General features: G+C 72.3%; 22 protein-coding genes. 10 read left to right on the top strand and 12 right to left on the bottom strand.

The window, feature by feature from the left end:
- Positions 1 to 4: 4 nt before the first annotated feature.
- A complete protein-coding gene (locus O3S82_RS04085; protein ID WP_269305709.1) occupies positions 5 to 961 on the bottom strand; it encodes a TerC family protein in 957 nt (318 codons plus the stop codon).
- On the bottom strand, positions 958 to 1164 hold the full coding sequence (locus tag O3S82_RS04080) for a hypothetical protein (RefSeq protein WP_269305707.1): 207 nt from the start codon (positions 1162 to 1164) through the stop codon (positions 958 to 960). The genes O3S82_RS04085 and O3S82_RS04080 overlap by 4 nt, the downstream gene beginning before the upstream one ends.
- Before the next feature lie 195 nt (positions 1165 to 1359).
- On the opposite strand from O3S82_RS04080, the gene poxB reads away from it, so the two are divergent.
- Positions 1360 to 3075, top strand: a complete 1716-nt coding sequence (poxB, locus tag O3S82_RS04075; RefSeq protein ID WP_269305705.1) for a ubiquinone-dependent pyruvate dehydrogenase — start codon at positions 1360 to 1362, stop codon at positions 3073 to 3075.
- Between the two features lie 19 nt (positions 3076 to 3094).
- Entirely contained in the window at positions 3095 to 3562 is a 468-nt protein-coding gene (locus O3S82_RS04070; RefSeq protein ID WP_179425874.1) for an aminoacyl-tRNA deacylase, read from the top strand.
- 19 nt (positions 3563 to 3581) lie between these two features.
- Here the strand turns inward: O3S82_RS04070 and O3S82_RS04065 are convergent, their stop codons facing one another.
- The 3 genes from O3S82_RS04065 to O3S82_RS04055 form a co-directional block, all read right to left on the bottom strand.
- Positions 3582 to 6416: a UPF0182 family membrane protein gene (locus O3S82_RS04065; protein WP_269305703.1), complete on the bottom strand. Its 2835-nt coding sequence runs from the start codon at positions 6414 to 6416 to the stop codon at positions 3582 to 3584.
- A 137-nt stretch (positions 6417 to 6553) separates the two neighbouring features.
- A complete protein-coding gene (locus O3S82_RS04060; protein ID WP_218845860.1) occupies positions 6554 to 7099 on the bottom strand; it encodes a PPA1309 family protein in 546 nt (181 codons plus the stop codon).
- The gene (locus O3S82_RS04055) at positions 7092 to 8162 is read right to left on the bottom strand and encodes a YlbL family protein (RefSeq protein ID WP_269305700.1); all 1071 of its coding nucleotides are present in this window, start codon (positions 8160 to 8162) and stop codon (positions 7092 to 7094) included. The genes O3S82_RS04060 and O3S82_RS04055 overlap by 8 nt, the downstream gene beginning before the upstream one ends.
- A 68-nt stretch (positions 8163 to 8230) precedes the next feature.
- Here O3S82_RS04055 and O3S82_RS04050 point away from each other — a divergent pair, with 68 nt between their 5' ends.
- The gene (locus O3S82_RS04050; RefSeq protein ID WP_269305698.1) at positions 8231 to 9535 is read left to right on the top strand and encodes a zinc-dependent metalloprotease; all 1305 of its coding nucleotides are present in this window, start codon (positions 8231 to 8233) and stop codon (positions 9533 to 9535) included.
- The gene (locus tag O3S82_RS04045; RefSeq protein ID WP_269305696.1) at positions 9532 to 10104 is read left to right on the top strand and encodes an NUDIX hydrolase; all 573 of its coding nucleotides are present in this window, start codon (positions 9532 to 9534) and stop codon (positions 10102 to 10104) included. Before O3S82_RS04050 ends, O3S82_RS04045 begins: the two co-directional genes overlap by 4 nt.
- Here O3S82_RS04045 and O3S82_RS04040 read toward each other — a convergent pair.
- On the bottom strand, positions 10028 to 10534 hold the full coding sequence (locus O3S82_RS04040) for a M48 metallopeptidase family protein (protein ID WP_269305694.1): 507 nt from the start codon (positions 10532 to 10534) through the stop codon (positions 10028 to 10030). The genes O3S82_RS04045 and O3S82_RS04040 overlap by 77 nt on opposite strands.
- A gap of 291 nt (positions 10535 to 10825) precedes the next feature.
- Here O3S82_RS04040 and O3S82_RS04035 point away from each other — a divergent pair, with 291 nt between their 5' ends.
- From O3S82_RS04035 to O3S82_RS04025, 3 genes are all read left to right on the top strand, one after another.
- Positions 10826 to 10984 carry a DUF5679 domain-containing protein gene (locus tag O3S82_RS04035; RefSeq protein ID WP_179425886.1) on the top strand — a complete coding sequence of 53 codons (159 nt, stop codon included), beginning with the start codon at positions 10826 to 10828 and terminating at the stop codon, positions 10982 to 10984.
- A gap of 96 nt (positions 10985 to 11080) precedes the next feature.
- Positions 11081 to 11872 carry a hypothetical protein gene (locus O3S82_RS04030; RefSeq protein WP_179425888.1) on the top strand — a complete coding sequence of 264 codons (792 nt, stop codon included), beginning with the start codon at positions 11081 to 11083 and terminating at the stop codon, positions 11870 to 11872.
- A 36-nt stretch (positions 11873 to 11908) separates the two neighbouring features.
- Positions 11909 to 13270, top strand: a complete 1362-nt coding sequence (locus tag O3S82_RS04025; RefSeq protein ID WP_269305691.1) for an ABC1 kinase family protein — start codon at positions 11909 to 11911, stop codon at positions 13268 to 13270.
- 3 nt (positions 13271 to 13273) lie between these two features.
- Here the strand turns inward: O3S82_RS04025 and O3S82_RS04020 are convergent, their stop codons facing one another.
- Positions 13274 to 15265 carry an ATP-dependent helicase gene (locus tag O3S82_RS04020; protein WP_269305689.1) on the bottom strand — a complete coding sequence of 664 codons (1992 nt, stop codon included), beginning with the start codon at positions 15263 to 15265 and terminating at the stop codon, positions 13274 to 13276.
- A gap of 151 nt (positions 15266 to 15416) precedes the next feature.
- On the opposite strand from O3S82_RS04020, the gene O3S82_RS04015 reads away from it, so the two are divergent.
- From O3S82_RS04015 to O3S82_RS04005, 3 genes are read left to right on the top strand one after another with little or no spacing between them, the layout of a single operon-like run.
- Positions 15417 to 15662 carry a mycoredoxin gene (locus O3S82_RS04015; protein ID WP_269305687.1) on the top strand — a complete coding sequence of 82 codons (246 nt, stop codon included), beginning with the start codon at positions 15417 to 15419 and terminating at the stop codon, positions 15660 to 15662.
- 45 nt (positions 15663 to 15707) lie between these two features.
- Positions 15708 to 15944, top strand: a complete 237-nt coding sequence (locus tag O3S82_RS04010; RefSeq protein ID WP_269305685.1) for a type II toxin-antitoxin system VapB family antitoxin — start codon at positions 15708 to 15710, stop codon at positions 15942 to 15944.
- A complete protein-coding gene (locus O3S82_RS04005; RefSeq protein WP_269305683.1) occupies positions 15941 to 16336 on the top strand; it encodes a type II toxin-antitoxin system VapC family toxin in 396 nt (131 codons plus the stop codon). Before O3S82_RS04010 ends, O3S82_RS04005 begins: the two co-directional genes overlap by 4 nt.
- Here the strand turns inward: O3S82_RS04005 and nudC are convergent, their stop codons facing one another.
- The 5 genes from nudC to moeZ are packed head-to-tail and all read right to left on the bottom strand — an operon-like array spanning position 16337 to position 25065.
- The gene (nudC, locus tag O3S82_RS04000) at positions 16337 to 17200 is read right to left on the bottom strand and encodes an NAD(+) diphosphatase (protein ID WP_269305682.1); all 864 of its coding nucleotides are present in this window, start codon (positions 17198 to 17200) and stop codon (positions 16337 to 16339) included.
- 3 nt (positions 17201 to 17203) lie between these two features.
- A complete protein-coding gene (locus O3S82_RS03995) occupies positions 17204 to 20332 on the bottom strand; it encodes an ATP-dependent DNA helicase (protein WP_269305680.1) in 3129 nt (1042 codons plus the stop codon).
- A complete protein-coding gene (locus tag O3S82_RS03990) occupies positions 20329 to 23511 on the bottom strand; it encodes an ATP-dependent helicase (protein ID WP_269305678.1) in 3183 nt (1060 codons plus the stop codon). Before O3S82_RS03990 ends, O3S82_RS03995 begins: the two co-directional genes overlap by 4 nt.
- 49 nt (positions 23512 to 23560) lie before the next feature.
- On the bottom strand, positions 23561 to 23851 hold the full coding sequence (locus O3S82_RS03985; protein ID WP_179425903.1) for an MGMT family protein: 291 nt from the start codon (positions 23849 to 23851) through the stop codon (positions 23561 to 23563).
- 41 nt (positions 23852 to 23892) lie between these two features.
- Entirely contained in the window at positions 23893 to 25065 is a 1173-nt protein-coding gene (moeZ, locus tag O3S82_RS03980) for an adenylyltransferase/sulfurtransferase MoeZ (RefSeq protein WP_179425905.1), read from the bottom strand.
- Positions 25066 to 25231 lie beyond the last annotated feature (166 nt).

The raw sequence follows: 25231 nt of genomic DNA, 5'->3' as shown, positions 1-25231 counted from the left end.
GCGGTCATCGAGTGACCACCTGGTCGCGCCGCGTCTTGACCAGGCTGGCCACCGTCACGACGGTGAGGACGACCGCGATCACGATCAGGCTCAGCCACGTCGGGATCTCCGGGACGGAGGCCGACACGTCCACGTGCGCCCAGTGCAGGATGAGCTTCACGCCGATGAAGGTCAGGATCAGTGACAGCCCCGCCGAGAGGTAGACGAGCCGGTCCAGCAGTCCGCTGACCAGGAAGTACAGCGCCCGCAGACCCAGCAGCGCGAAGGCGTTGGCGACGAAGACGATGTACGGCTCCTGGGTCACCCCGAAGACGGCCGGGATGGAGTCCAGGGCGAACAGCAGGTCGACGCTGCCGATCGCGAGGAGCACGATCAGCATCGGGGTCACCATGGTCCGCCCGTCGACCCGCGTGACGATCTTGCCGTCGACGAAGTCGTCGGTGACGGGGAGGATGCGCCGGGCGAGCCTCACCACGGCCTGGTTCTCGATGTCGGGGTCCTCGCCGTGGTGGCGGTACATCTGCACGGCCGTGTAGATCAGCAGGACCCCGAACAGCAGGAACATGAAGGAGAACAGCGAGATCAGGGCCGCCCCGGCGAGGATGAAGAGCGCTCGCATGACGAGCGCCAGGATGATGCCGAACGTGAGCACCTTGTGCTGGTGCCGGTCCGGCACCGCGAAGGTGGACATGATCACGACGAACACGAAGAGGTTGTCCACCGACAGGCTCTTCTCCAGCACGTAGCCGGCGAAGTACTCGGTGCCGAGGGTCGTGCCGTACGCCCAGGTGAACCACCCGCCGAAGGCGATCGCGACGGCGACGTAGAACGCCGACCACGCCGCCGCCTCGCGGAACCCGACGTGGTGCGGCTTGCGCCACCCGCGGACGAGGTCCAGGGCCAGCAAGCCGACGATGACCGCGATCGTCACGGCCCAGGTGACGCCGCTGATCTCGGTCATCGGTGTGTCTCTCGGTCGAGCCCCGTGCGGGCGCGGTGGCGCCCGTGGTGACTGCGGTACCGACGAACGTCGGCCACCGCCATCCACACCACTGCGCCGCCCCAGACGACCGCGCCGATGATGGCGATCGCCTCCACGGCGCCGAGGTCGCCGTCCAGCGCGAACCAGGACGTACCGGGGGATTCCAGGTATGACGTACTCATCACGAGCCTCCATCGAGTCGTTGCACGATGAAGGTCTTCTCCAGCCCGCGAGGGCCCCGCGCGCCGGGTCTGAGCCGTAGTGACGACCACGCGGTGGAGGAGTACTCCCCTTCCTTGCCAAGCAGGATAGCTCCCGTCGCCCAACCCTGCCGCCCTCGAGGTGTGAGGTCCGAGCCGCGGCCCTAGCGTCGAGACATGGCCACCATCGCGAAGAACATCGTCGACACCCTCGAGGCCAACGGCGTCCAGCGCGTCTACGGCATTCCCGGCGACTCCCTCAACGGCTTCACCGACGCGCTGCGGACGTCGGGCGTGGAGTGGGTCCAGGTCCGCCACGAGGAGGCCGCCGCGTTCGCCGCGGCCGGCGAGGCGGCCTCCACCGGACGGCTCGCCGTGTGCGCGGGCAGCTGCGGGCCCGGCAACCTCCACCTCATCAACGGCCTCTACGACGCCAACCGCTCGCGCGTGCCGGTGCTGGCCATCGCGGCGCACATCCCGACCTCCGAGATCGGCACCACGTACTTCCAGGAGACCCACCCGCAGGAGCTGTTCCGCGAGTGCAGCGTCTACGTCGAGCACGTCTCGAGCCCCTCGCAGATGCCGCGGATGATGCGCATCGCCATGCAGACGGCGATCGAGAAGCAGGGCGTGGCCGTGCTGGTGGTCCCCGGCGACATCGCGCTGATGGAGGCGCAGGACGACGCGATCACCGTGCTGCGTCCGTCCGAGTCGCGCGTCATCCCGTCCGACGCCGAGCTGCAGCGCGCGGCGCACCTGCTCCAGGGGAAGGTCACGATCCTCGCCGGGGCGGGATGCGAGGGCGCCCACGACGAGCTCGTCACGATCGCCGACCACCTGGCCGCGCCGGTCGTGCACGCGCTGCGCGGCAAGGAGCACGTCGAGTGGGAGAACCCGTACGACGTCGGGATGACCGGCCTGCTCGGCTTCGCGTCGGGCTACCGCGCGATCGAGGCGTGCGACGTCCTGCTCATGCTCGGCACCGACTTCCCCTACCCCGACTTCTTCCCGCCGAAGGCGAAGATCGTCCAGGTCGACGTGCGCGGCGAGCAGATCGGCCGGCGGACCCCGGTGGACCTCGGCCTGGTCGGCACGGTGCGCGACACGGTGCAGGCGCTGCTGCCCCTGCTGAACCGCACGTCCGAGCTCGACCACCTCGAGGACTCGCGCCAGCACTACCTCAAGACCCGCGAGAAGCTCGACGACCTCGCCACGCCCGTGAAGAAGGGGCGGGCCCAGCACCCGCAGTTCGTCGCCCGCGCGATCGACGAGGCGGCCGCCGAGGACGCCGTCTTCCTGCCCGACGTGGGCTCCCCCGTCATGTGGGCCGCGCGCTACCTGCACATGAACGGCCGGCGCCGGCTGATCGGCTCGTTCAGCCACGGCTCGATGGCCAACGCCGTCTCGCAGGCGATCGGCGTGCAGGCGGCGCACCCGGGCCGCCAGGTCGTCGCGCTGTCCGGCGACGGTGGCCTGACGATGATGCTCGGCGAGCTCATCACGCTCGTGCAGGAGGAGCTGCCGGTGAAGGTCGTCGTCTTCGAGAACAGCTCGCTCAACTTCGTGGAGCTGGAGATGAAGGCCGCCGGCTTCGTCAACTGGGGCACCGGACTGCGCAACCCCGACTTCGCCGAGGTCGCCCGGGCCATCGGCATGCACGGCGCCCGCGTCGAGAGGTCGGAGGACCTCGCTCCCGCACTCGAGGAGGCCTTCGCGCACGACGGTCCCGCGCTGGTCAACGTGATCACCGAGCGCCAGGAGGTCACGATCCCGCCGTCGGTCAAGGCCTCGCAGCTGAAGGGCTTCTCGCTCTACGCCCTGCGCACGGTGATGTCCGGCCGCGGCGACGAGATCGTCGATCTCGCGAAGGCCAACCTCCGTCAGGTGCTCTGAACGGACCTAGGCTCGGCACATGAGCGAGGAACGCGCGATCGCCGCCCTGGACGCCGCGGGCGTCGCCCACACCGTCACCCGACACGGGCAGGTGGGCTCACTCGCCGAGGCCGCCGCGGCACGCGGGGTCGACCCCGACCGCATCGTCAAGACGCTCGTGGTGCGCCGCTCCGGCGACGAGTACCTGTTCGTCCTGGTGCCCGGCGACCGGCAGATCAGCTGGCCCAAGCTGCGCGGCCTGCTGGGCGTCTCACGGCTCTCGATGCCTCCGGCCGAGGACGCCTTCGCGGCCACCGGCTACGAGCGCGGCACCATCACCCCGTTCGGCGCGAGCCACGCCTGGCCCGTGATCGCGGACGAGACCGTGCAGGGCACGATCTCGCTCGGTGCCGGCGCGCACGGCGTCGCCGTGACCGTGGAGGCCGCCGACGTGATCGCCGCGCTCGACGCGACGGTGGCCGACGTCACCGACTCCCCCACCGCCTGAGCGGTGGGGGAGCCGGCGATCACTCCCCGAGGAGTCGCTGCGCGGCCTCGAGGGCCTCGGCCATCGAGTCGATGCGAGCCTGGTACGTGGCCAGGTCGCCGTCCTCGAGCGCGGCCTGCGCCTGGTCGTAGAAGCGCGACGCGTCGGCCAGGTACTGCTCGGCCGTCTTCGTCTCGCCGCCGGCATCGCCACCGGCGTCACCGTCCGGCGCCGGCTCCTCCGGCGGAGGCGTGGCGTTCGGCTCCAGACCCAGCGCCGAGCGCAGCGCCTCGTCGAGGGTCTGGCCCACGCCCACGCCGTCGCCGAACGTGGCGGTGATGAGCTGGAGCACCGGGTACGAGCCCTCGCCCACGCGCTGGATGTAGATCGGCTGCACGTAGAGCATGGCGCCGCCGACCGGCAGGGTCAGCAGGTTGCCGCGCAGGATCCGCGTGTTCTGCGACTGCTCGTACTGCAGCAGTGCCGCTCGCACGCCGGCGTCGGACTCGAACTGGGCCGCGATCTGGTTCGGGCCGCCGACACGCGTGTCGCTCGGCAGCTCGAGGATCTGCACCTTGCCGTAGTTCTCGGTGTCGGACGCCTCGGAGTTCACGCTCATGAACGACGCCAGGTTCTGCCGGTTGTTGGGCAGGTAGACGCTGGTCAGGCTGAAGCGCGAGGCCTCCTCGCCGGGACGGCTCATCGAGAGGTAGTACGGCGGCTGCTTCGTGTTGCCGGAGGCCGAGGGGTCCTCGGGGATCTTCCAGCGCTCGCCGTCCTCGTAGAACGTCTGGGCGTTGGTCACGTGGTAGCGGCTGAGCACGTCGCGCTGCACCTTGAACAGGTCCACGGGGTAGCGCAGGTGCTGCAGCAGCGACTCGCTGATCTCGGACTTGGGCTCGACGACGTCGGGGAACACCTTGGACCACGTCTTGAGGATCGGGTCCTCGGTGTCCCACTCGTAGAGCTTCACGGTGCCGTCGTAGGCGTCGACGACGGCCTTCACCGAGTTGCGCATGTAGTTGACCTGGTCGGTCGGCAGCGCGATCTGGCTGGCGCCGTCGGTGAGCGTGTCGCTGGTGGCCTCGTTGAGCGAGCGCGACTCCGAGTAGGGGTAGGAGTTGCTCGTCGTGTAGCCGTCGACGATCCACACGACCCGGCCGTCGACGACCGCGGGGTACGTGTCGCCGTCGAGCGTCAGCCACGGGGCCACCTTGCGGACGCGATCGCGCGGGTGACGGTCGTAGATGATCTTGGAGTTGCTGTTGACGCGGTCGGACAGCACGATCTTCGGCTCGGCGAACTTGAACGCGTAGAGCACCTGGCGGAACAGCGAGCCCATCTCCACGCCGCCCTTGCCGTCGTACGTGTTGGCGGTGGAGTCGCCGTCGGTGCCGTCGCCCTCGTCGGAGCCGCCGCCGCGCGGCGTGTCGACCTCGATCGGGTTGGCGCCGTCGGGACGGCCCACGATCGAGTACGACGGCGACTTCTCGCCGAAGTAGATCCGCGGGGCCTTCTCGAACTCCAGCTCGCCGGTGGGCGGGATGTCCTTCGCGACCCACACGGGCTCGCCCTGGGAGCCGCGCTTGTTGCCGTACGCGGCGATCACGCCGTAGCCGTGGGTGTAGACGGTGTGGTCGTTCGACCACGTGCGCTGCGTGGACTGCAGGCCGTCGAGGTCGACCTCGCGCGCCGCGATGATGACGTCCTGCGGCTGCGGGTCGTCGCCGATCGCGTAGCGGTCGACGTCGAGCGTGCTCTGCACCGTGTAGTAGCCGCGCACCTGCTGCAGCTGCTGGAACGCCGGCGAGATGAGCGTGGGGTCGAGCAGTCGGGTGCTGACGCGCGACTCGGCCGACGCGTTGAGCTCCTGCGGCGTCAGCTCGGTCTTGGCCGAGTAGTCGGCCGTCTCGACGTCGGCGACGCCGAACGCCTCGCGCGTGCCGTCGATGTTCTTCTCCAGGTACGGGCCCTCGCGGTCGGGCTCGGACGGGTTGACCTGGAACTGCTGCATGATCGCGGGCCAGGCGGCACCGATCAGCAGCGACGTCAGGAACCACAGGCCCAGGCCCAGCGCGGGCAGGGTCCACGAGCGCAGGAAGATCGTGGAGAAGAACATCAGGGCGCACAGGATCGCCACGACCATGAGGATGTTCTTGGCGGGGATCTCGGCGTTGGCGGCGGTGTAGGTGATGCCGTCGAACAGACCCGACGTGTCGTAGGACAGCGCGTAGCGGTCGAGCCAGTAGTTGGCGGCGCGCACGAGCATCGCGAGGCCGACGAGGACCGCGACCTGCACCTGCGCGGCGCGGCTGAAGCTCGGGCCCTTGTTGCCCAGGCGAATGCCGCCGAAGACGTAGTGGACGAAGACCACCGCGATGGCCGAGATCAGCAGCAGCGCGAACACGAACGAGACGATGAACTGCAGCCACGGCATGTCGAAGACGTAGAAGCCCACGTCCTTGCCGAAGTGCGGGTCCTTCGTGCCGAACGGCTCGCCGTTGCGCCACAGCTGGAAGGTCTCCCAGCGGCTGCTGCCGATGATGCCGGAGAAGAAGCCGACGAAGGCGGAGACGGCGATCAGCGCCCACTTCGCGATCGGCGTGATCGCCATGCGGTAACGGGCGGCGGGGTCGTCGCGTCGCAGGCCCAGCGGGTTCGGCCGGTTGCGGTGCGCGAGCCAGACGTTGGCGCCCACGACGAGCGCACCGAACAGGGCGAACACCACGAAGAGCGCCGAGCGCGTCAGCAGGACGGTGGTGAAGACGCCCTGGAAGTCGACCGAGCCGTACCAGAGCCGCTCGGTCCACAGGCTCACGAACAGCGAGCCCAGGACCAGCAGGGCCGCCAGCGTGACGATGGTCGGGATCAGCACCCTCCGCCCGCGGTCGGAACGCGGTTCAGGCTCGCGTCGAGGGGGTGTCGATCCGAAGATGTCGCTCACGGTGCTCCTGGCTCACAGCAGTGTGGGTCTGGTGGCGCAAGCCTACGGGGTGTGGAAGAACCGCGGACTCACGCGTCGTCCGCGAGCGTCCCGGCGACCAGGTCGGTCAGCCCGGGGACGAGGTCCGGGCCCTCGATCAGCGGCGCGTCCTCGGGTGCCCGCGGGCGCACCGCGACGTGTGCCGCGCCCTCGCGCAGCACCGCCGCGACGATGCGCATCTCCTGGCGGTCGGGGTGCTGCGCGGCGAACTCCGCGGCGGCGGCCGGGTCGTCCGGGAGGTCGTCCTCGGCCTCGGCGGGCAGCGTCAGCCGCTCCACCACGACGGCACAGCCGGCGACCTCCTCGGGCCAGCCGATCTCGGCCAGCAGGTCCTCGACCTGGCGGTCGGCGGGCAGCTCCTGCTCGATCGGCGTGTACGAGTCGGGGGCGCCCAGCTCGTCGGCCAGCTCGGGCTGCGCGGCGAGCAGGTCGCCCGTCAGCACGAGGGCGAACAGCCGCGGCGGCTGGTCCCAGCCACCGTCGTTCACGTGGGCCTCGACCTCGAGCGCGGCCTGGCGGACGGGCGAGTCCTCCCCCATGCCGCCACCGGTCACGGTCAGCTTCGGATCACTCACAGCTCGCCACCTTCGCCTTCGGGTCCTTCGCGAGCGTGCCCAGCGCATCGATCGCGTCCTGCAGCGTGGCCACCTTGACCAACGTCATGCCGAAGTCGTCCCCCTCGGCCGCCTCGCGGCAGTTGGCCGCCGGCACGAGGAAGATGTCGGCCCCGGCCTCGGCAGCCCCGGCCATCTTCTGGCGGACGCCGCCGATCGAGCCGACGGTGCCCTCGGGATCGATCGTGCCCGTTCCGGCCACGTTCTGCCCGCCGGTCAGGGCGCCGGGCGTGAGCGAGTCGTAGATCGCGAGCGCGAACATCGTGCCGGCGCTCGGGCCGCCGACGCGGTCGCCGATGTGGTTCTCGATGTCGATCGGGAACTCGAACGTCGAGCCCACGGCGATGCCGACGCGCGCCCGGTCGGGGTCGTCGTCCATCGCGGTGGTGCGGATCGTGACGGTGCCGTCCTTGCCGTCGCGCCGGTAGCCGATCGTGACGTCGTCACCCGGCTCGCGGTCGCCGACCGCCTGGCCGACGGACTCCTGCGTGGCGACCTTCTCGCCGTCCACGGTGAGGATGAGGTCGTCGACCTCGAGCCTGCCCTGCGCGGGACCGTCCTCGACGACGGCCGACACCTTCGGCACCTCGGGGACCGTGATCCCCGCGGCTCGCAGCGCGGCGGCGCGCGAGGCGTCCTGCGAGCTGGCCAGCTGCGCGGCTCCCTCGGCCGTGGACTGCTCGTTCGTCTGGTGGTCGGGGTAGACGAAGTCGTGCGGGACGACGTTGACGTCGGGGTCGAGCCAGCCCTCGATCGCGCCGGCCAGCGACATCCGCGACTCGGCGCGGGTGACCGAGACGGTCGTGAAGTCGAGGCGCCCGTCGGTGGGATAGGTGCGCACGTCGTCACCGAACGTGAGCATCGGGGTGCCGTCCAGCTCGCCGAGCGTGTTGAACACCGGCCCGGGCCGCATCGTCACGAAGGGCACCGGCAGGAACGCCACGAGGCACGTCAGCACCGTCACGACGGACAGGCCCACGGAGAGGGTGAGGGTGCGGCGGCTCAGGCGCAGCGGAGATGACACACCGACACCCTAGAGCCGGGCGGGAAACGCCGGGGCACGCCTCAGGACGGAGCGCCTAGGCTGGCTCCATGGCCGAGGAACCGCGCGAGGACCCCCAGAACCCCTTCAAGGGCACGCCCCTGGAGGGCCTGTTCGGACAGATGGGCGCAGGTCAGTTCGACCTCAACCAGATGATGTCCCAGATGCAGCGGATGTTCGAGCCGCACGAGGGCACCGTCAACTACCAGCTCGCCGCCGACGTGGCCCGCCACGCGGTCGCCGCCGAGGGCGAGGACCCGAGCCCCCACAGCGGCCAGGCCGGTGCCGTCGCCGACGCCGGCCGACTGGCCGAGATGTGGCTCGACAAGGCCACCGACGTGCCCGCCGCCGCCACCTCCGCGCTGGCGTGGAGCCGCGCCGAGTGGGTCGAGCACACGATGCCCACCTGGCAGGTCATGGTCGAGCCCGTGGCGCAGCACGTCGTGTCCTCCATGGCCGACGCGATGCCGCCCGAGGCGAAGGCGATGGCCGGCCCGCTGCTGGGCATGCTCAACCAGGCCGGTGGCGCGATGTTCGGCCAGCAGATCGGCTCGGCCATCGGGGCCCTCGCCACCGAGGTGCTCTCCTCCACCGAGGTCGGGCTGCCGCTCGGTCCCGAGCACACCGCGGCCGTGCTGCCGCACAACGTCTCGGCGTTCGCGACCGACCTCGAGGCCAGCCAGGCCGACGTGCTGCTCTACGTGATGCTGCGCGAGGCCGCCCACCACCGTCTCTACGCGCACGCCACGTGGCTGCGCGGCGCCGTGCTCGGCGCGATCGAGGACTTCGCCCGCGGCATCCGCATCGACGTCGGCTCGATCGAGGAGCAGATGCGCTCGATCGATCCCGGCAACCCCGAGGCGATGCAGGAGGCCCTCTCCGGCGGACTGTTCGACCCCGCGCCCACGCCCGAGCAGGAGCGCGCCAAGGAGCGCCTCGAGCTGCTGCTCGCCCTCATCGAGGGCTGGGTCGACGAGGTCGTCGCCCAGGCCACCGCCGGCGTCATGCCCGCCGCTCCCGCGCTGTCGGAGGCGATGCGTCGCCGTCGCGCCACCGGCGGCCCCGCCGAGGACACGTTCGCCTCGCTCGTCGGCCTCGAGCTGCGGCCCCGCCGCCTGCGCGACGCCGCCAACCTGTGGTCGGCGCTGCGTGACCGCCGGGGCGCCGAGGCGCGTGACGCCGTGTGGAGTCACCCCGACCTGCTGCCGACGTCGGCCGACCTCGACGACCCGCTGGGCTTCTGCGAGCGGCAGACCGCCGAGCTGAGCGATGCCGACTTCGACGCCGCCCTGCAGGAGCTGCTGTCGTCCGACGACTCCGGCGACGCGGACGACACCCCCGACGACCGCGCGTGAGCCTGACCGCGGACATCCGCGACGTCCTCGAGCAGTGGTCGGCGCCGTCGGGCGAGCAGGACCACCTGCGCGTCCTCTTCGCCGCGTACGCCGGTGCGCATGACGAGCCAGGAGCGCGCGCCTGCGCGCCCGACCACGTGACCGCGAGCGCCCTCGTCGTCTCGGCCGAGCACGACCGTGTGGCCCTGGTGCTGCACCCGAAGTTCGGCCGCTGGCTGCAGACGGGCGGTCACTGCGAGGCCGGCGACCCGTCGCTCGCCGATGCGGCCCGCCGCGAGGCCGAGGAGGAGACCGGCATCGCCGGCCTCACGATCGATCCCGAGCCGGTGCTGCTGTCGCGCCACCCCGTGCGCTGCCACGAGGGCGGCCACCACCTCGACGTGCAGTTCGTGGCGGTCGCGCCCGCGGGCGCCGAGCCGCAGTGCTCGGACGAGTCCGACGACGTGCGCTGGTTCGCGCTCGACGCGCTGCCCGAGCCGACCGACGACTCGGTCAGGGCTCTCGTCGACGCTGCCAGGTCACGCCTTCGAGGAACCCCATCGCCTCGTCCATCCGCGGGTGTCGCCTGACGATCGCGTCGAACCGCGGGCCGTGGCCCGAGACGACGAGGTGGGTCAGCTCGTGCACCAGCACGGCGTCGACGACGTGGTCCGGCATGTCCTGGAGCCGGTGCGACAGCCGGATCGTGCGGTCCACCGGCGTGCAGGAGCCCCAGCGCGTGTTCTGGTTGGTGACCCAGCGGACCGACGCGGGCTCCGGAGCCTCGGGCACATAGCGGTCGGCCAGCTCGGCCGCGCGACGGGCGAGCGCCTCGTCGGAGCGCGGCGCCCGGCGGCTCCGCTCGCGCGCGTCGAGCTTCGCGACCATCTCGTCGACGGCGCGTCGCTCCTCGCGGGCGGACATGGTCGCGGGGATCATCACGATCGTCAGATCGCCCTCCCGGCGCGCCGAGACGGTGCGGGTCCTGCGGGCGCTGCGGCGCACCTCGATCCGGGGCATGGACACCAAGGTAGACGGCTGTCCACACGAACCCCACACCCTCCGTCGGCGTTCCCCACACGATGTGCACAGGTTCATCCACAGGCGGTGGACAGAGATCCGACATACCCATTGACCGAGCCCCGGGAGTCGGCCTACCTTGAGCGCAGTCGAAGCCCCGCTCCGACGCGCAAGGGGAAGGCGCGCCGGGTGGGGCTTCGCCCTTGCTTGCCGCCTCTTTGCGCCGATTTGCGCCTAGGCTGATCGTGACCTGTGCCACATTGGGCGGCACACATCGGCAAGGAGGCCGCTATGGCGGAGACATGGACCGGCGAGTTCTACTGCGTGAAGTGCAAGGACAAGCGCGAGACCAGTGGCGAAGTCCAGGTCAGCGAGAAGGGCACCCGCATGGCCAAGGGTGTGTGCCCCGTGTGCGGGACGAAGCTCAACCGCATCCTCGGCAAGGCCTGAGCATCGCGGTGGGGGCGGACCGCCGCCCCCACCGCCGCTCCCCTCCCCTGTGGATCGCTCGGGCGCGCGTCCGCTGACCTGGGCCACGATGGCCCGATGGCGCCCACCCCGATCCGCGGTCCTCGACTCCTTCCGGGCGCCCTGCTGCTGCGTCGCGATGCCCGCACGCTCCAGATCGGCACCAGCCCCGGTGTCCCCGTCCGCGACCGGCCGGGCCTGGCGCGCGTGCTGCGCCTCCTCGACGGCTCGCTGCCGCTGCCCGTCCTCGCCGACCTCGTGGCGCGCGACGTGCCCGAGTTCGCCGACGATCTCCACGCCACGCTGCGCGAACTCCGTGCCGCGGGTGCCGTCGTCGATCCCGTCCCGGCACCTCCCCGTCCGCGCGTGGCCGTGCGCCACGACCGGTCCACACCCGACGTCGCCGCGCTGCTGATCGACTCCCTCGGATCGGCGACCGCCGAGCCCGAGCTCGAGATCCTCCTCAGCGCGGGCGAGCCCGGCCGCTCGACCGTGGAGCACCTCGTCGGCGCGGGGGTCGCCCACCTGCCGGTCGTCCTCGACGAGCGACGCGTGCGGATCGGGCCGCTCGTCGTGCCCGGCGTCACGCCCTGCCTGGGCTGTCACGACGCGCACCGCTCCGCAGCGGACCCGGGGTGGCGGGCCCTCGTCCCCCAGTTCGAGCGAGGACGCCTGCTCGCGTGCGGGCTGGCGCCGGGCGTGCTGTTCCGCGCGACCGCCGAGGTGCTGCACCAGGTCGACTGCCTGCGGGACGGCACCCGTCCGCCGGCGCTCGGGCGGGTCGTGTCGGTGGCCTCTCCGCACGACGCCCCCGAGGTCGAGGACGTGCCGTTCGCGACCGAGTGCGCGTGCCGGCTGCTCGCCGCGTGACCGGTCGGATGCGGCGGGCGCCACTATCCTGACCACGTGGCCGACACCGACCCGGACGACGCTCCCGACACTCCCCTGACCGGCAGTGCCCTGCGACGCGGGGCCCGCCTGGCCAGCCTTCCCGCCGGCTTCGCGGCTCGTACGACCTGGGGCATCGGCCGCAGACTCGTCGGCGCCCCCGCCGCCGCGGTGATGACCGACGTCCAGCGCCGCACCGCCGACCAGGTGTTCTCCGTCCTCGGCCAGCTCAAGGGCGGCGCGATGAAGTTCGGCCAGGCGCTGAGCATCTTCGAGGCCGCGCTCCCCGAGGAGGTCATCGCCCCGTACCGCGAGGCGTTGACGAAGCTGCAGGACGCGGCGCCGCCCATGGGCTCGCCCACCGTCAGGCGCGTCATGGAGCGCGAGTTCGGCGCCGACTGGCCCGAGCGCTTCCCCGACTTCGAGATGACGCCGGCCGCCGCCGCCTCGATCGGCCAGGTGCACCGCAGCGGCTTCGTCGCCGAGCCGGGCGCCGAGCCCGTCGAGGTCGCGGTCAAGCTGCAGTACCCCGGGGCCGCCGAGGCGCTGAACTCCGACCTGCGCCAGATCGGCCGGCTGGCACGCCTGCTCGGCACGATGATGCCGGGCGTCGACGTGAAGGCGCTGGTGCGCGAGCTGCAGGAGCGGGTCGCCGAGGAGCTCGACTACTCCCTCGAGGCCGACGCCCAGGCCCGCTTCGCCGAGGCGTTCGCGAACGACCCGAACATCGTCGTGCCCCGACCGCTCGCGCACACCGAGCGCGCCCTGGTGACCACGTGGCTGCCCGGCGACCGCTCGCTGGCCGACGTCATCACCGACGGCACACCCGAGGAGCGCGACCGGCTGGGCGAGACCTACGTGCGCTTCCTGTTCGAGGGACCGGCGCGCGCCGGGCTCCTGCACGCCGATCCGCACCCGGGCAACTTCCGCGTGCTGCCCGACGGGCGACTCGGCGTGGTGGACTACGGTGCCGTGGCACGACTGCCCGACGGACTGCCCGCGCCGATGGGCCCGCTGCTGCGGGCCGCCGCCGACGGCGACTACGTCACGGTGGCCGAGGGGCTGCGCCGCGAGGGCTTCGTGCGCCAGGGCAGCACCGTCGACCCCGACGTGCTGGGCCGCTACCTCGGTCCGATCGTGGAGCCCGTGGCGGTCGAGGCGTTCACGTTCGACCGCGACTGGCTGCGCCGCCAGGGGCAGCGTCTGTCGTCACCGGGCGCGGAGGGCATGGGCACGGCGCTCAAGCTCACCGTGCCGCCGAGCTACCTGCTGATCCACCGCGTGTGGGCCGGCGGCGTGGGCGTGCTGTGCCAGCTGGGCGCCACCGCGCGCTTCCGCGGGATCGTGGCCGAGGCGCTGCCGGGCTTCGACGCCGCCTGAGCCTCAGGAGCCGGCCACCACGGCCAGCACGTCGTCGCCGTACTTCTCGAGCTTGGACTGGCCGACGCCCGAGACCTGCAGGAGCTGGTCTCCGCTGCTGGGTCGCAGCGCCGCGATGGCCTTGAGGGTGGCGTCGTTGAAGACGGTGAACGCCGGCTTGCTCTCCTCCTGCGAGACCTCCTTGCGCCACGCGCGCAGACGCTCGAACAGCGCCTCGTCGTAGTCGAGATCGGGGGTGGGCAGCTTGACCTTGCGCTGGGGCGCGCGCGAGACCTGGACCTCCTCGGGCAGGAGGCGGTCGAGGAAGCGACTGGGCTTGCGGCGCGCCTGGCCCCCGGCCCTGCGCGCGGCCGACCACGACACCATGAGGTGGCGCCGGGCGCGGGTGAGGCCGACGTAGAACAGCCGACGCTCCTCCTCGACCGAGGCCGGGTCGTCCATCGTGGCGACGTACGGCAGCGTGCCCTCCTGGGCGCCAGCGAGGAAGACGGCGTCCCACTCCAGGCCCTTGGCCGCGTGGAAGGTGGACAGCGTGACGCCGTCGGTGGACGGGGCGTGCGCCTGGTCGGCCCGGCGGTCGAGGTCGGCGACGAGGGCGGCGAGGTCGGCCTGCGGCTGCTCCTGCGCCAGGTCGGCAGCCATCGTGTGGATCGCCTGCAGCGACTCCCAGCGGTCGCGGACGGCGCCGCGTCCCTCCGGCGGGGTCTCGGAGAAGTCCATCGCCGCGAGCACGGCCCGGACGTCGTCGGCCAGCGAGCCCGAGCCCTCGCCCGCGTGGGCCGACCCGCGCAGCAGGGTGACCGCCTGACGCACCTCGGGCCGCTGGAAGAAGCCCGTGCCGCCGCGCATCGAGTACGGGATCTGGAGGCGGCCTAGCGCCTCCTCGTAGACCTCGGACTGGGCGTTGATCCGGTAGAGCACCGCCATCTCGCGGTAGGGCACGCCCTGGCGGTGCAGCGCGACGATGCGGTCGGCGATCGCGTCGGCCTCGGCGGGCTCGTCGGCGAACGGGCGGTAGTCGACGGCGGGGCCGGGCGAGTTCTGCGACTGCAGCCGCACGCCGAGCGTGACCGAGGGGCCGCGCCCGGCGAACACCTCGTTGGCGGCGGCGACGATCTGGGGCGTGGAGCGGTAGTTGCGCACGAGCTCGATGCGGGGAGCGTCGGGGAACCGGCGCGTGGTGAAGTCGCCGAGGATCGTGGCCGAGGCGCCGGCGAACGTGTAGATCGTCTGGCGCGGGTCGCCGACCACGCACACCTCGTCGCGCCCGCCGAGCCACAGGTCGAGCAGCGTGGACTGGAGCGGGTTGACGTCCTGGAACTCGTCGACGACGAACCACTTGTACTGCCGGCGGATCTCGGCCGCGATGGCCGGATCGTCGGCGAGGATCGCGGCGGTGATGAGCAGGATGTCCTCCATGTCGATCCGGCCGCGGTCGCGCTTGACCTGCTCGTAGGCGCGCAGGACGGCGCCGACCTCGCCCGGGTCGATGTCGCCCACCGTGCGCTGGCGGCGGATCGCCTCGGCGCCGTAGTCGTCGGGGCGGACGTTGGACACCTTGGCCCACTCGACCTCGGCCGAGAGGTCGCGCAGCAGCGCCTGGTCGGCGCGCACGCCGACCTGTCGCGCGGCCTCGGCGACGAAGGCGAACTTGGACTCGAGGATCTGCGGGAACTCGGTGCCGTAGACGCGCGGCCAGAAGTAGCGCGCCTGGCGCAGGGCGGCGGAGTGGAACGTGCGCGCCTGCACGCCCGCGGCGCCCAGCGTGCGCAGCCGCTCGCGCATCTCACCCGCCGCCTTGACCGTGAACGTGACGGCGAGGACCTCGGTGGGCTTGTAGACGCCCGTGGCGGTGCCGTAGGCGATGCGGTGGGTGATGGCCCGGGTCTTGCCGGTGCCGGCGCCCGCGATGACGCACAGCGGGCCCCTCAGCGTGGTCGCGACCTCTCGCTGCTCGGGGTCGAGTCCGTTGAGCAGGTCGTCGGCGTCAGACATGGTCTCCCAGATCGTGTGCGGGGGTGGGCAGCGACCAGCGTAGCCGCGCCCGGCGACACGATCGGCGGTCGCACACAGGCCGCCGGGGAATGGGACGATCGACGGGCACGTTGACCATGACAGAAGCAATCGATCGACCGAGAGGGTCCCGATGTCCGACGCATCGTTCGTCCTGTACTCCACGCCGTGGTGCGGCTACTGCCACCGCCTCAAGTCGCAGCTGCAGCGCGAGGGCATCGAGTTCACCGAGGTCGACATCGAGCAGGATCCGGACTCGGCCCTGATCGTCGAGCAGGCCAACGGCGGCAACCAGACCGTCCCCACGCTCGTCTTCGCCGACGGCACCGCCCTCACGAACCCCTCGGTCGCGCAGGTCAAGGCCCAGCTCGGCGCCTGAAAGCGAGCATGGTGTAACGCTAACTCACTGGGGTAGAATTCCACCATGGCTCTCAACATCAAGAACGAGCGCGTGCATGCGCTTGCACGCGAGGTGGCTCAGCGCACCGGGCGTACCCAGACCAGCGCGATCGAGTTCGCCCTGGAGAGACTGCTGGCCAACCTTGGTGACTCCTCTGCCGCCATCGCTCGGCGCCAGCGCATTGAGCACGTCCAAGATCTCGCCGTGAACGCGGACCTCGACGCCGAGGACCTGTACGACGAGGCCGGACTCCCCCGGTGATCGTCGATACCTCGGCCGTCGTGGCGGTCATCAAGCGCGAGGCCGGGTGGGAGGCGATCGACCGCGCCCTCGCCGCCGCCACGACGCCGCGCATGTCGGCGGGAACGCAGCTGGAGCTGGGCATCGTCGTCGACCAGGCACGCGACCCCGAACTGTCGCGCCTCGTGGACGCGCTCCTGCGCGACTGGAGCGTGGAGATCGAGCCCGTGACGGCCGAGCACGCGCGGATCGCCCGCGAGGCGTACCGCGACTACGGCCGCGGCTCGGGACACCGAGCGCGACTCAACTATGGGGACTGCTTCGCTTACGCGCTCGCGAGCCAATCCGGAGAGCCTCTGCTGTACGTCGGCGACGACTTCGCCGCGACCGACCTCACTCCCGTCCTGGTCTGATCACCAGGCGCCGGGGAGCTCGCCGCCGTACCACTGCTCGACGAGCCAGCGCGAGATCGAGACCTTCGGCGGCGGCAGCACGACCTGCTCGGACTCGACGGCCGCGAGCAGCTCCTCGCGGGTGAACCAGCGCGCCTCGGCGATCTCCTTCGGGTCGAGCACGAGCTCGGTGGACTCGGCGACGGCGTTGAATCCGAGCATGAGGCTCTGCGGGAACGGCCACGGCTGACTGCCGAGGTAGCTCGTCCGCTCCACCTGCACGCCGACCTCCTCGGCCACCTCGCGGCGCACCGCGTCCTCGAGGGTCTCCCCCGGCTCGACGAAGCCCGCGAGCGTGGAGAAGCGACCCTCGGGCCAGTTCGGGTTCCGCGCCAGCAGCGCGCGGTCGTCGGCGTCGGTGACCAGCATGATCACGGCGGGATCCGTGCGCGGGTAGTGCTCGGTGCCGCACGACGGGCAGACGCGCAGGTGGCCCGCCTGGGCGCTGTAGAGGTACTCGCCGCAGCGCGAGCAGTAGGTGTGCGACTGCAGCCAGCGCGCCAGCCCCACCGCGTGGATCGCCAGGGAGAGCTCGTCGGGGTCGAGCAGCGGCGCCAGCACCCGGACGCTCACCGGGTTCAGCTCGCGCGGGACCCGCTGCACCGCCACGGCCGCGTGACGCGTGCCGTTCTGGTCGCCGAGCAGGATCCACTCGCCGTCGGGCGCCTCGTCGACCGGCACCCAGCGCAGCGCGGGCCCGTCGATCGTGGCCACGTGCTCGCCGCCCAGGACCAGCACCCGCGTGTCGGGGGTCCGCCACAGCTCATCGCTGCCTCGCAGGTTTCCCGCTCGGTCGTGCCGGGCCCGTTCGAACGCGAAATCCACGCCTCACCGTAACCCGAGCCGCGTCTCGAGCGCCGCACGCTCGGGCAGGTCGTCGAACGTGTGCGACCGACCGAGGCGGACGTAGTGGAACGTGCCCACGACCAGACGCGGGTCGAGGTCGTGCATCTCGGCCCACGCGAGGCGGTAGAGCGCGAGTTGGAGCGGGTCGGCGTCGGGCGTGCGGTTGGTCTTCCAGTCGACCACCTCGAAGCCGGCCGTGCCGTCGGCGAGCTCGGTGGCGAAGACGGCGTCGATCCGGCCGATCACCTGCTGCCCGCCGAGGCGCAGCGTGAACGGCGCCTCGATCGCGACGGGCTCGCGTCCGGCGAACGGTCCGGACTCGAAGGCCTCCTTGAGCGCCTCGAGGTCGGACTCGTCCATCACCTCGGCGTCGCCGCGGCCCGGGAGCTCGTCGGGGTCGAGCAGCGTCTGCTGGCCGTACCGGGCCTCGATCCAGGCGTGGAACCGCGTGCCGAAGCGGGCCGCCGCCGAGGGCTGGCGCGGCATCGGCCGTGCCAGCGCCCGGACGAACGCCTCCTCGTCCTCGGCCAGCGCGAGCACGGACGTGGCCGACAGCGAGGCCGGGAGCTCGACGTGGATGGCTCTCTCGGCGCGGGCCCGGGCCTCCTCCAGCAGCAGGTCGAGGTCGGTGCGCAGCTCGGCGAGGCGCTCGTCGCCCTCGACCGGAGGCGCCTCCTCGTTCTGGAGGTGGTGCCGGACGGCGGCGGCGAGCTCGCGGCGGCGGTCGAACGAGGTCAGCGCGACCGGCCACGGGACGGTCTGGTCGACCAGGTGCGGGTTCTGCTCGTCGTCGGCGGGCGCCTCGGCCCACACCACGGGGTCGATGCCGTGCTCGGCGAGCCAGTCGCGGACGTCGACGAGGAACTGCGACTCGGCGCGCGGCCTCAGCTGGGTGCGGCCCCAGCGGTGGCCACTGACGTGCAGGCGCCGCTTGGCGCGCGTGAACGCCACGTAGGCCAGCCGGATCTCCTCCATCAGCGCGTCGCGGCGGGTGTCGTCCTCGAAGGCCTTCTTCGCCGGGCTGGTGAGCTCGGTGACCTGCGGGACGAAGTCGACGTCGCCACGCAGCGGTGCCGGCAGCGCCTTGGCGACCGTGGGCCAGCGCGAGCGCCCGCGACCGGAAGGGAAGACGGTGCCCGAGACGAAGGGCACGAAGACCTCCTCGAACTCCAAGCCCTTCGCACGGTGGATCGTCAGCAGCTTGATCGAGTCGGCGTCGGACGGAGCGCTGAGCTCCATGCCCTCGTTGTACTCGCGCTCGGCGTCGAGGTGCGCCAGCAGGCCCGGCAGCGAGGCGTAGCGGTCGTGCTGGGCGTAGTCGCCGATCGCGTCGAGCAGCAGCGCGAGGTTGTCGGTGGGGACGCCCGCGACCGGCAGCTCGACGTCGAGGTCGAGCTCGGTGACGACGCGGCGGGCGAGGTCGAGCAGCGGCTCGTGCGCGTGACGGCGCAGTCGTCGCAGCATCGCGGCGAGGTCGGCGAATCGCGAGCGCGCCTCGTCGGAGTAGGCGGCGTCGCCCGGGTCCTCGATCGCCTCGGCCAGCGACACGATCTCGGTGGGGTCGACGCCGGTGGTGGCCTCGTCGAGCGCCGCCTGCAGCAGCGCGTCGGGGTCGCTGGCGTCGACGTCTCCCCCGTCGCGCCACTGGCGGCCGAGCTCGGCGGCGCGACGGCCCAGCAGGGCGAGGTCGCGCTCGCCGATCCGCCAGCGCACGCCGGTGAGCAGGCGCAGGACGGCGGGGTTGGCCGTGACGTCGTCGAGGACGGCCAGCACCGACAGCACGTCGACGACCTCGGGCTGCTGGAGCAGGCCGGTGAGGCCCACGATCTCGACGGGCAGGCCCCGCGAGCGCAGTGCCCGCACGATCTCGGGGTTCTCGTTGGTGGTGCGCACCAGGACGGCGATCTCACGACGCTCGGTGCCGCGCTCGACCGAGTCGACCACGAGGTCCACGAGCGCCTCGATCTCCTCGGCGACGCCCTGGTGCAGCGCGACCGACACCTCGCCCGACGGATTCTCGGGCGCGGCCTTCAGTGGCGTGACGATCTCGGCGACGCCCGGCGAGCCGTAGTAGTCGCGGGCGACGTGGCCGGCGAGGTCGATGATCTCGGGCGCGCACCGGCGGGTGACGTCGAGGCTGAACAGCCGTCCCTTCGCGCCGCCGGCGCCCGGGAAGTCGTCGAGGAACGCCGTGAGGTTGCCCGAGGCGGCGCCGCGCCAGCCGTAGATGCCCTGGGCCGGGTCGCCGACGGCGCTGATGGGCCGGCCCGCGAACAGGGCCTGCAGCAGGTCGCGCTGGGCCACCGAGGTGTCCTGGTACTCGTCGAGCAGGACGACGTCGAAGCGCTCGCGCAGGACCTGCTGGACCTCGGGCAGGGTGGCCAGCTGGGCGCCCCAGGCCATCTGGTCGGAGAAGTCCATGACCCCCGCGTCGGCCTTGGCGGCGCGGTACTCGTCGACGAGGTCGGCCAGCTCGTCGCGCTTGAGGCAGGCCGCGACGATCTCCTCGTGCCACTTGAGCTGCTTCTCGGCGGACTGGGCGCGCTCGATCGTGGCGCGGTCGAACTCCCGCAGCTCGTCGGTGGTGACGAGGTGCTCCGACAGCTGGCCGTCGAGCTCGAGGAGATCGCCGATGACGGTGGGCAGCCACGCCGAGACGTGGCGCAGCGGGCCCTCGTGACGCCGGGCGGTGCGGGCGGCGATCTGGAAGCGCGTGGCGTCGGCGAGCACGCGCAGGTCGGGCTCGATCCCCATCCGCAGGCCGTGCTCGGCGATGAGGGTGCCGGCGAACGCGTGGTAGGTGGAGACGGTCGGCTCGCCGAACTCGGAGAAGTCGCCGACGAGCTCGAGCGACTCGCGCACGCGGCCGGCCAGCTCGGCCGCGGCCTTCGACGTGAAGGTCAGTCCCAGCAGCCGGTCGGGGGCGTAGCCGAGGTGGCCCACGAGCCACACGACGCGTGCGGCCATCACGGCGGTCTTGCCGGCACCGGCGCCGGCGATGATCGCCTGCGGCTGCGCCGGGTCGGCGGTGATCGCGGCCAGCTGCGCCTCGCTGAAGGGGATGCCGAGCACCTCGCGCAGGTGGTCGGTGTCGCGCACGAGCGGCGTCACTCGGCACCTCCGATCGTGGGACCGGTGAGCACGGGACACAGCGTGCGGAAGTCGCAGAAGCCGCAATGGTCGTTCGGGCGGGCCACGAGGCGCTCGTCGCGGACCGCGCGCGCGGACTCGGCCAGCAGGTCGAGGGCGAAGAACGCCTCGTCGGGCGCGGGCGGGGCCTGCGGCTGCACCTTCGGCGAGTGGGGGTCCTTCGCACCGGCGGGGGTGCGCAGCTGGACCAGCTCGGCGCCGCCGGAGCGGGCCTCCTCGACGCCCAGCGACGCGACGGCGCCGTGCTCGACGGCCACCTGGTAGATCCCCAGCTGTGCGTGCTCGGCGATCTTGCGCGGGCCGGGGGCGTTGCGGCTGGTCTTGAAGTCGACGACGTGGACGTGGCCCTGGGCGTCGATCTCGACCCGGTCCATCGAGCCGCGCAGCAGCACCTCCTCGCCGCCCACGACGAGCGTGGTGGTGAAGGCGTGCTCGGCCGCGAGCGGCGTGCGCGGGTTGGCGCGGTGCCAGCGCGCGAAGCGGGTGAGGGTCTCGTGCGCGGCCTGCCGCTCGCGCTCGCCCAGCCAGGCCGCCTGGTGGTCGAGCCGGTGCCAGATCTCGTCGAGGCGTGCCGCCATCGCGATCTCGTCGGGCTCGACGCCGCGCTGGACGACGTCGGCCGCGAGGGCGTGGACGATCGACCCGAAGCCCTGCGCCGAGGTGGACGCGGACTCGCCGTGCGCCTCGCGTCCGAGGAACCAGCGCAGCGAGCACGCCGTGATCCCCTCGACCGCCGAGCCCGACAGAGCGAGCGGCTGGTCCGCCGGGCGCCACGGCGACTCGGCCTGCGTGGGCTCGGCCAGACCCCACCAGCGGGCGGGGTCGGCGGCGCGCGTGAGGGCGAGGTCGGCGCGCACGATCTCGGCGAGCATCGCGGCGGCCTCGTCGCGCACGGTCTCGTCGTCGGACTGCTCGCCGATGCGGCGCAGCTCGGCCACGACGCCGCGCAGCGAGACGGGACGGGCGGGACGGCCCAGCGGCAGGTCGGCATCGACCCCGAAGCCCGCGGCGATCAGCTCGGTGACGAAGCGCGAGGGCTGGTCGCCGTCGTCGGTGGGCGTCTGCACGGCGGTGACGACGAGGCGGCTGGTGGCGCGGGTGCACGCGACGTAGAACAGCCGGCGCTCCTCGCGCAGCTGCTCGCCCCGGGCGCCGGGGCCGACCGGCCCGTCGAGGTGCTCCGAGCGGAGCAGGCTGCCGCGCGACCTCAGGTCGGGCCAGCGGTCGGCCTGGACGCCGGCAACGACGACGAGCGGCCACTCGAGGCCCTTCGAGCGGTGCGCGGTCATCAGTCGGACCGCGTCGGGTCGCGCGGCGCTGGACTCGAGCTGGTCGGCCGGGATCTGCTGGGCGCGCAGCTCGGCGACGAAGTTCACGGTGTCGCGACGACGACCGCCCTCCTCGGCGCGCGCCGCGTGCCGGAACAGCGCGCACACGGCGTCGAGGTCGCGGTCGGCGTGGACGCGGCCCTCGACGGTGCCCCACTGCTCGCGCAGGCGCGCGGGCCAGCGAGTGCCGTCCCACAGCAGCCACAGCGCCTGCTCGGGCGGCTCACCACGGCGCAGGACGGCCGCGGCACGCCCCAGCAGCGCCGCGAGGTCGCGGGCGGCGCCGACCGCGTCGGCGGTGGAGGGGTCGGAGGTGTCGACGCCCAGTGCGGTGGGGTCGTGCAGGGAGGCGGCCACGAGGTCGGTCGAGGGCGTCTCGGGGTCGCGGCGGCGCAACGCGCGTCCGAGCCGGCGCATCGCGGGTCCGTCGAGCCCCGCGAGCGGACCCGTCAGCAGGGCCTCGGCCATCTCGGGGTCGAGCGGCTCCTCGCGCGCGATCCGGTCGGCGGCCTCGAGCGCCAGCAGCAGGGTGCGGACGGACGGCTGGGCGACGAGGGGCACCTCGTCGCCCGCGACCTCGACCGGCACACCCGCCGGACCCAGGACGCGCTGGAGACGCGTGAGGTCGGCGCCCGTGCGCACGAGGACGGCCATGTCGGACCACGCCAGACCGTCGTCGAGGTGGGCGCGGCGCAGCACCCCGGCGATGTGCTCGGCCTCGGCCGTGGCGGAGGCGTAGGTGACGACCTCGACCCGGCCCTCCTCACGGGCGGCCGAGTGCAGGTTGCGGTGCTGGCCGGCAGCGCGTGCGTCGAGCCCGGGCGGGACCGGCGGGCTGCCCAGCGCGACTCCGGCCGCGGCGAGGATCCGCGGTCCGAAGCGACGCGTGGTGGTGAGGGCGACCGTGGGGGCCGGCCGGTCGGCAGCGCCGAACTGCTGGGGGAACCGCGTGATCGCACTCGGATCGGCGCCGCGGAAGCCGTAGATGGCCTGGTCGTGGTCGCCGACCACCACGAGGTCGCGACCGTCGCCGGCGAGGTCGTGCAGCAGCCGCACCTGGAGCGGATCGGTGTCCTGGTACTCGTCCACGACCACGAGGCGGTACCGGTCGCGCAGCGCGCGGCGGTGGTCGAGGTCGCCCGCGATGGCGGCGGCACGCGTGACGAGGTCGGTGTAGTCCGTGCGGTTCTGGAAGTCGATGACCTGGTGGTACTCCTCGATCGCGTGGGCGACGCGGGCCCACTCCGGCCGCTCGCGCGTGGCGGCGAGGGCACGCAGGTCGTCGGGACCGAGACCCCGGGTGACCGCGGCGGCCATGAACGACTGGAGCTCGGCCGCGAGGCCGCGGGTGCCGAGCGCCTCGCGCAGCGACGCGGGCCAGGACGACGCGTCGTGCCCGCCGAGCAGGTCGGCGACCACCGCGTCGCGCGTGGGCGCGGTCATCAGCTCGGGCGGTGCGGCGAAGGCCTCGGGGTCGCTGAACTCGCGCACGAGGGCGTAGCAGAACGCGTGGAAGGTCATCGCCGGAACCGTGCCCGACGTCGCCGACAGCCGGCGCCCGATGCGGTCGCGCAGCTCGCCGGCGGCCTTGCGGCTGAAGGTCAGGACGAGGATCTGGTCGGGAGTGAGCTCGCCCGACTCGATGCGGTCGACCACGACCTCGACCAGCGTGGTGGTCTTGCCCGTTCCGGGCCCCGCGAGGACCAGCAGCGGGCCGCCGCGGTGGTCGACGACGGAGCGCTGCGACGCGTCGAGCGCGGGCGCGTCGGCGCGCACGGGCTCGGGCCGCTGCAGGACGAACTCGGGTGGCACACGCCCATGGAACCAGACCCCGCCGACAGTCCTCGGGAGCCGGGGAGGGTCAGAAGTCCGGCGCGAGGGCGTCCTTCACGATCACCCGGCCGCTGCGGACGGGAGTGCCCTCGTCGCGCCAGTGCTGCTGGGCGTCGATCACGAGATGAGCGGGCAGGGAGCCGTCGGCGCGCACGACGCGCCACCACGGGACGCCGCCACCCTCGAGCGACATCACGCGTCCGACCTGACGCGCGCCGCCGCGCCCCAGCCGCTCGGCGATCAGGCCGTAGGTGGCGACGCACCCCGGCGGGATCTGCTCGACGACCTCGAGGACGGCCTCGGTGAACTCCTCGTCCATGACCCCGATCCTGTCAGCAGGACCGGGGCCACGACGAGCGGTCAGTAGTTGGGCTGGCTCGGGTCGATCTGGTTGACCCAGGCCACGACGCCGCCGCCGACGTGCACGGCGTCGGAGTAGCCGGCGCCCTTGAGCACCGCGAGGGCCTCGGCCGAGCGGACGCCCGACTTGCAGTGCAGGACGACCTGCTTGTCCTGCGGCAGCTGGTCGAAGGCACGGCCCGCGAGGACCTCGCCCTTGGGGATCAGGACTGATCCGGGGATGCGGTTGATCTCGTACTCGTTCGGCTCGCGCACGTCGACCAGGACGAAGTCCCGACCACCGTCGCCGCGCTCCTTGAGCCAGCTCTCGAGCGTGGCGACCGAGATCGTCGAGTCGGCCGCGGCGTCGGCGGCCTCGTCGCTGATCGCGCCGCAGAACGCCTCGTAGTCGCCCAGCAGCTCGGTCGGCAGCACGCCGTTCGGGTCGCGGCGGACCTTGAGCGTCGTGTACCGCATCTCGAGCGCGTCGTAGACCATGAGGCGGCCGATCAGCGGATCGCCGATGCCGGTGATCAGCTTGATCGCCTCGGTGACCATGATCGAGCCGATCGAGGCGCACAGGACGCCCAGCACGCCGCCCTCGGCGCACGACGGGACCATGCCCGGCGGCGGCGGCTCGGGGTAGAGATCGCGGTACTGCGGACCCTCCTGCGCCCAGAAGACCGAGACCTGGCCCTCGAAGCGGTAGATCGAGCCCCACACGTACGGCTTGTTGAGGATGACGGCCGCGTCGTTCACGAGGTAGCGCGTCGCGAAGTTGTCGGTGCCGTCGAGGATCAGGTCGTACTGGCTGAAGATGTCCAGCACGTTGTCGTTGTCCAGGCGCACGTGGTGCGTGATGACGTTGACGTAGGGGTTGGCCTCCGCGACCGCCTCCGCGGCGCTCTGCACCTTTGGCTTGTCGATGTCGGACTGCCCGTGGATGATCTGGCGCTGCAGGTTGGACTCGTCGACGACGTCGTCGTCGATGATGCCCAGCGTGCCGACGCCGGCGGCGGCCAGGTACAGCAGCGCGGGGCTGCCGAGACCGCCCGCGCCGATCACGAGGACCTTCGCGTTCTTGAGGCGCTTCTGTCCCGTCATCCCGACGTCGGGAATGATCAGGTGACGGCTGTACCGACGGACTTCGTCGATCGTCAGTTCGTCGGCGGGCTCGACCAGGGGCGCGACCACGGGCTTCTCCTTCGATTGCGGGGCTCACCGGGCTCAACCCGGCGCCGACGACCATTGTTCCCGTCCGGTCCCAGCATGTGGCGGCCCGTCCGCTGGGTGGACAGCACGCCACACGGCCCGCAACGCCGCGCTGCAAGCGACCGGTGGGTAACCGACCGCTAGGGTT

The organism is Aeromicrobium sp. HA (assembly GCF_027171405.1).
Lineage (GTDB): Bacteria > Actinomycetota > Actinomycetes > Propionibacteriales > Nocardioidaceae > Aeromicrobium > Aeromicrobium tamlense.
Note: the sequence above shows the minus strand (reverse complement) of the source record. Positions and strands in the feature narration are given on the sequence as shown.